The following is a 1,447-nucleotide window of genomic DNA, read 5'->3' on the forward strand; positions in this document are numbered from 1 at the left end:
GCGGTTCGGTGAGGAACGCGAGCGGGTAGAAGAGCAGCGCCGCAAACGGCGGGTACGTGAACGGCAGGCCGCGCGTGCGGAAGCTGTAGAGCTGCAGTCCGTCGGGGCCGTCGGCCAGGGAGACCGCGCCCAGGCGGTAGACGTAGATATCGTCGGCGGCTGCGTGGGTGACGTAGTTGAGGGCGTAGAGGGCAACCAGGATGAACACCAGGTGCGCCCAAATATCGCCGCCGCGGAAGAAGCGTTCGCGCAGGCTGAGAACGCGCTCGGACGCTTCAGAGCGGTCAGCTACCTCGGAGCGGTCATTCGATTTCTCCACCGCGGCGAGCTCCGTATCTTGAGAAGCGGCCCGGGTGGACTCAGCGGGCTCAGCGGCCGGCACGGACCCGGTAGCCGCGGCAGCCTCGGTGGAAGCTGCGGGGGCCGAGGCCCACGGGATAGCGGGCGCTACCGCCCCGGTATTCTTTTCGGTATCTTCGGCGTTCTTCTCAGTGTTTTTCGCGTGGCTCACGCGGTTGCCTCACGAGAAGAAGCGGCACGCACAGACTCGGCGCGCCCGGTAACCAGGGCGCGGGCACCCCACCAGCCCAGGGGCGCATCGCTACGCACGGAACCGTACTGCACGGGCTCAACCTTCGCGCCACGCACCGGCGCGCTCAGGGCGGCAACAGACCAGAGCATCATCGTCACCCACAGGCAGAACGCCGGAATCGCCGACACCGCCAGCGCACCGGCGGCCAGGTGCTCCATGTCGTCCATGGAGCCGTGCATCCACGAGGCGATGCGCATCGGGGAAATGTACAGGCCCAGCACGGCAACCCAAGCGAAGCACGCGGCAGCCACGCGCAACCAGGCCGGCTGCGGGGCGAAGTAGGTGGGGAACGCATCCAGCACCAGCACGGCCGCCAGCAGGGGCAGTAGCACGTTGTGGTGCGACCAGCTAATCGGCGACAGCGCCACCATGAGCGAGGCGGTCACCGCCACCTGTGCCAGGGCCGCACCGCGGCGTTCCAGCTGGTACAGCAGGCCGGCGGTGAGCACGATGCTCACGAGCGCCAGAGCGTAGTAGACGGGCTTCGCGGCACCCTCGGACAGGCCGAAGTGCAACAGCCAACCCTGAATCGAAATGTTATCCACATAGTTCAGGCCGCCCACGCGCGAAGGATTCGTCAGCGCCGAGAACCAAAATTCCGGTGCCTCCTTGGGCATCAGAATGAAGCCCAGCGCAATCGTGGCGAAGAAGGTCGCACCCAGGGTTGCGATACCCTTCCAATCGCGGCGCACCAGCAGGATGAGGCCGAACACGAGCGGAGTGAGCTTCACGCCGCCGGCAATGCCGATCAGCACGCCGCGCGGCACGCGGGTCGCCGGACGCACAAAATCGGCCAGAATCAGCGCGGTAATGAACGGGTTGATCTGAATCAGGTCGATGGTGCGCTGCCAGGGA

At 66.4% G+C, this 1,447-nt stretch carries 1 protein-coding gene and 1 pseudogene; both read right to left on the reverse strand.

Annotated features, from left to right (window positions below; all coding sequences use genetic code 11):
* A pseudogene (locus Q0216_RS03165) lies at nucleotides 1–511 on the reverse strand (hypothetical protein); the annotation flags it as partial.
* The coding region (locus Q0216_RS03170; protein WP_298592863.1) for a glycosyltransferase family 87 protein at nucleotides 508–1,447 on the reverse strand (940 nt) is incomplete at its 5' end. The pseudogene Q0216_RS03165 and the gene Q0216_RS03170, both read right to left, overlap by 4 nt.

Source organism: uncultured Rothia sp., assembly GCF_937976295.1.
Classification (GTDB): domain Bacteria; phylum Actinomycetota; class Actinomycetes; order Actinomycetales; family Micrococcaceae; genus Rothia.